At 71.4% G+C, this 5,157-nt stretch carries 3 protein-coding genes; all 3 read left to right on the top strand.

From position 1 onward, the window contains the following. The coding region (locus ACH9EU_RS03310; protein ID WP_396412514.1) for a PTS mannitol transporter subunit IICBA at window positions 1-2,007 on the top strand (2,007 nt) is incomplete at its 5' end. Then, entirely contained in the window at window positions 2,007-3,152 is a 1,146-nt protein-coding gene (locus ACH9EU_RS03305; RefSeq protein WP_396412513.1) for a mannitol-1-phosphate 5-dehydrogenase, read from the top strand. The genes ACH9EU_RS03310 and ACH9EU_RS03305, both read left to right, overlap by 1 nt. An 81-nt stretch (window positions 3,153-3,233) precedes the next feature. After that, complete coding sequence (glmS, locus tag ACH9EU_RS03300) at window positions 3,234-5,126, top strand: glutamine--fructose-6-phosphate transaminase (isomerizing) (RefSeq protein WP_396412512.1); 1,893 nt, start codon at window positions 3,234-3,236, stop codon at window positions 5,124-5,126. The last annotated feature ends 31 nt before the right edge of the window (window positions 5,127-5,157 follow it).

Below are 5,157 nucleotides of genomic sequence, written 5' to 3'. Positions count from 1 at the left end.
GCGGGTGGGCGGTCGTCCGCGGCGCGGGCGCATGTGCAGCGTTTCGGGACGTTCCTGTCGGGGATGATCATGCCCAATATCGGGGCGTTCATCGCCTGGGGGCTGATCACGGCGTTCTTCATCGAGGCGGGGTTCACCCCGTTCGGGCCCTTGGGCGGGTTCGGGGAGGACGCGGCGGGGGATCCGCACACGGGTCTGGTGGGCCCGATGATCACGTATTTGCTGCCGTTGCTGATCGCCTACACGGGTGGGCGGATGGTCTATGACGTGCGTGGTGGTGTGGTGGGGGCGATCGCCACGATGGGGGTGATCGTGGGGGCGGACATCCCGATGTTCATCGGGGCGATGCTGATGGGCCCGGCCACGGCGTGGTTGATGAAGCGCATCGACGGGATCTGGGACGGGAAGATCAAGCCCGGTTTCGAGATGCTGGTGAACAACTTCTCCGCGGGGATCGTGGGGGCGCTGATGGCCAGTGTGGGGTTCTTCGTGATCGGTCCGGCGGTGCTGGTGTTCTCCGGGGCGGCCGCGGCGGCGGTGGAGTTCTTGGTCTCGCGGGGGTTGCTGCCGTTGACCTCGATCCTGATCGAGCCGGCGAAGGTGCTGTTCTTGAACAACGCGGTCAACCACGGGATCCTCACCCCGTTGGGCACCACCCAGGCGTTGGAGCAGGGCAAGTCCGTCCTGTTCCTGTTGGAGGCCAATCCGGGTCCGGGGCTGGGGATCCTGGCGGCGTACATGGTCTTCGGGCGGGGGGCGGCCCGGGCGAGCGCCCCGGGGGCGGCGCTGATCCACTTCTTCGGGGGGATCCACGAGATCTACTTCCCCTACGTGCTGATGAAGCCGGCGTTGATCCTGGCCGCGATCGCCGGTGGGGCCAGCGGGATCTTCACGCTGACGGTCTTCGGGGCGGGGCTGCGGGCTCCGGCGGCGCCGGGGTCGATCATCGCGGTGCTGGCCCAGACGGCCTCGGACTCCTATGTGGGGGTGGTGCTGGCGGTGGTGGTGGCCTCGGCGGTGTCCTTCGTGGTGGCCTCGGTGATCCTGAAGGCCTCCCGGGACAGGGGCGAGGGCGACCTGGCGGCCGCGACCGCGAGCATGGAGTCGATGAAGGGCAAGAAGTCCACCGTCTCCTCCGCCGTCCTGGGCTCCAGCGGGGGCGCGGACACCGGCGGCGACAGCGCCCGGGCGCTGGCCGAGGGCGCTCCGGTCCGCCACATCGTCTTCGCCTGCGACGCCGGGATGGGCTCCTCCGCCATGGGCGCCTCGGTGCTGCGCAACAAGGTCCGGGCGGCCGGCTTCGAGGACGTGAAGGTCACCAACGCCTCGATCGCCAACCTCACCGACGACTTCGACATCGTCGTCACCCACCAGGACCTCGCGACCCGGGCCCGGCCCAAGGTGCCCAGTGCCTCGGTGGTCACGGTGGACAACTTCATGGGCAGCCCCCGCTACGACGAGATCGTCGAGGCGGTCCAGCAGCGCAACGGCGCCGCCGTCCCCGCCGGGGGCGCCGCGGAGACCCCGGCCGCGGACGGACCCGCGGCGGACGGGGCGGCCGCCGGGCCCGCAGGGGGCGCGATCCTCACCACGGACCGGATCGTGATGGACGGCGGGGCGACCACGGCCGCGCAGGCCATCGACGAGGCGGGAGGGCTGCTCGTGGCCGCCGGGGCCGTGACCGACGAGTACGTCGCCTCCATGCACGAGCGGGAGGAGTCGGTGTCGACGTTCATGGGCAACGGCCTGGCGATCCCGCACGGCACGAACGAGGCGAAGGACAGCATCCGCTCCTCGGCGCTGTCGGTCGTGCGCTACCCCGACGGTCTGGACTGGAACGGCAAGCCCGTGACCTGGGTGATCGGCATCGCCGGCAAGGACAACGAGCACCTGGGCATTCTCGCGAAGGTCGCGAGGATCTTCGGCAACAAGGAGAAGGTGCGCCAGCTCAACGAGGCGCGCACGGCCGACGAGGTGCTCGACCTGCTGGGCCGGGTGAACGACTGATGAAGTGCGTGCACTTCGGCGCGGGCAACATCGGCCGGGGCTTCGTGGGGCTGCTGATGCACCGCTCGGGCTACGAGGTCGTCTTCGCCGACGTCGCGGCCCCGCTGATCGAGGCCCTGGCCGCCACCCCGGCCTACACCGTCCACGAGGTCGGCGCCGGCTCACGGGACACCGTGGTCGACGGCTACCGGGCGCTCAACTCCGCCGAGGACCCCGAGGCGGTGGTCGCCGAGATCGCGTCGGCGGACGTGGTGACCACCGCCGTCGGCGCGCACGTCCTGCCGTTCCTCGCCCCGCTGCTCGCCCGCGGGATCGCCGCCCGTCCCGCGGGGGCGGAGCCCGTGACCGTCATGGCCTGCGAGAACGCCCTCTCCGCGACCGACCTCCTCGCGGAGGCCGTGCGGAAGGCCTACCCCGGGGAGGACCTCGAGCGACGCGCGGTCTTCGCCAACACGGCCGTGGACCGGATCGTGCCCCAGCAGGAGGGCGGCGGACTCGACGTGGTGGTGGAGCAGTTCCACGAGTGGGTCATCGACCGCACCCCGTTCGCCGGGCGGGAGCCGGCCGTCGAGGGCGCCACGTTCGTCGACGACCTGGTGCCCTACATCGAGCGGAAGCTGTTCACGGTCAACACCGGCCACGCCGCGTGCGCCTACTTCGGCTACCTGGCCGGCCACCACCGGATCGCGGAGGCGATCGCCGACCCGGCGGTCCGGGAGCGGGTCGCCGCCGCTCTGGCCGAGACGCAGGCGCTGCTGGTGGCCGCGCACGGCTTCGACGACCGGGAGCACGGACGGTACGTGGCGAAGATCCTCGGCCGGTTCGCCAACGAGCACCTCCCCGACACGGTCGAGCGCGTGGGCCGCGCCCCGCTGCGCAAGCTCTCCCGGCACGAGCGCTTCACCGGCCCGGCCGCCGAGCTGGCCGAGCGCGGCATGCCCACCGGCGGGCTGCGGGCCGCGATGGCCGCCGCCCTGCGCTTCGATCCGCCCGGGGACCCGGAGGCCGTCCGGCTGGGTGAGATCCTGGACACCCTGGCCCCCGCCGAGGCCGTCCGGGAGATCACCGGACTGGACCCCTCGCACCCCCTGTTCGCGCCGCTCGAGGAGCTCGTCACCGAGGCCGTCCGGGAGCGCCGCGGCTGACCCCCGGTGCGTCGCGCACGCTCCGGCACGGCCCGCCCGACGTGCCCGGACGTCCCGGTTCCATGCGGTACTGTGAAGCGCATGTGTGGAATCGTTGGATACGTGGGCCCCCCCTCCCAGCACGCCGACGGGCAGGTCGCGCCGGCCGGGCACGACGCCCTGGACGTCCTCGTCGAGGGCCTCCGCCGGCTCGAGTACCGCGGGTACGACTCCGCGGGCATCGCCGTGGTCTCGAACGGGACCGTGGGCTACCGCAAGAAGGCCGGCAAGCTGGTGAACCTCGAGGAGGAGCTGCGCGAGCACCCGCTGCCGCGCGCCACCACCGGGATCGGCCACACCCGCTGGGCCACCCACGGCGGGCCCTCGGACACCAATGCGCACCCCCACGTCGTGGACGGCGGGCGTCTGGCCGTGATCCACAACGGCATCATCGAGAACTTCGCGGAGATCAAGCGCGAGCTCGTCGAGAAGGGCCACGAGTTCACCTCCGAGACCGACACCGAGGTGGCCGCCGTGCTCCTCGGCGAGACCTACAACGACCTCGGCGACCAGGACCTCACCGTGGCCATGCAGACCGCGTGCCGGCGGCTCGAGGGGGCGTTCACGATCCTCGCCGTCCACGTGGACCACCCCGGCCGGGTCGTCGCCGCACGGCGCAACTCCCCGCTGGTGCTGGGCCTGGGCGAGGGGGAGAACTTCCTCGGCTCGGACGTCTCCGGCTTCATCGACTACACCCGCCGGGCCGTGGAGCTGGGCCAGGACCAGGTCGTGTCCATCACGGCCGACGGGTACGAGATCACCGACTTCCACGGCAACCCCGCCGAGGGCAAGCCCTTCGACGTGCTCTGGGACGCGGCCGCGGCCGAGAAGGGCGGTTTCCCGTCCTTCATGGAGAAGGAGATCAACGAGCAGCCCGGAGCCGTGGAGCAGACCCTCATGGGCCGCACGGACCTCGAGGGCAACCTGGTGCTCGACGAGCTGAAGATCGACGAGGCCGTGCTGCGGGCCGTGGACAAGATCGTGGTCGTCGCGTGCGGCACGGCCGCCTACGCGGGCCAGGTCGCCCGGTACGCGATCGAGCACTGGTGCCGGATCCCCACCGAGGTGGAGCTCGCCCACGAGTTCCGCTACCGGGACCCCATCGTCAACGAGCGGACCCTGGTGGTCGCCCTCTCCCAGTCGGGGGAGACCATGGACACGCTCATGGCCGTGCGGCACGCCCAGGAGCAGGGCGCCAAGGTCGTGGCCATCTGCAACACCAACGGCTCCACCATCCCGCGCGAGGCCGACGCAGCGCTCTACACGCACGCCGGCCCCGAGATCGCCGTCGCCTCGACCAAGGCCTTCCTCGCGCAGATCACCGCCGCCTACCTGCTGGGCCTCTACCTGGCGCAGCTGCGCGGCAACAAGTACAAGGACGAGATCGCGACGATCCTCGCCGAGCTCGAGGCGATGCCCGCGAAGATCCAGCGGGTGATCGACGCCCAGGACCAGGTCAAGCAGCTGGCGCAGTCCATGAAGGACGCCACCTCGGTGCTCTTCCTGGGCCGGCACGTCGGCTTCCCGGTGGCCCTGGAGGGGGCGCTCAAGCTCAAGGAGATCGCCTACATCCACGCGGAGGGCTTCGCGGCGGGCGAGCTCAAGCACGGGCCGATCGCCCTGATCGAGGAGGGCCAGCCGGTGTTCGTGATCGTGCCCTCCCCGCGGGGACGGGACTCGCTGCACGCCAAGGTGGTCTCGAACATCCAGGAGATCCGCGCCCGCGGGGCCGTGACCATCGTCATCGCCGAGGAGGGGGACGAGGCCGTCGCCGACTACGCGAACCACCTGTTCCGCGTGCCGCAGTCGCCCACCCTGCTCCAGCCCCTGCTGACCACGGTCCCGCTCCAGATCTTCGCGTGCGAGCTCGCGACCGCCAAGGGCTACGACGTCGACCAGCCGCGGAACCTGGCCAAGTCCGTGACCGTCGAGTAGCACGGATCCGCTCGACCGGCCCGCCGCCCCG

This window comes from Kocuria rhizosphaerae, assembly GCF_044462265.1.
Lineage (GTDB): Bacteria > Actinomycetota > Actinomycetes > Actinomycetales > Micrococcaceae > Kocuria > Kocuria rhizosphaerae.
The sequence above is the reverse complement of the archived record's forward strand: the minus strand, read 5'-3'. Positions and strand labels throughout refer to the sequence as shown.

What these genes read in the sequence shown, in the direction of transcription:
- glmS (WP_396412512.1), top strand. Translation starts at nt 3,234, where the DNA reads ATGTGTGGAATCGTTGGATACGTGGGCCCCCCCTCCCAGCACGCCGAC.
- ACH9EU_RS03305 (WP_396412513.1), top strand. Translation starts at nt 2,007, where the DNA reads ATGAAGTGCGTGCACTTCGGCGCGGGCAACATCGGCCGGGGCTTCGTG.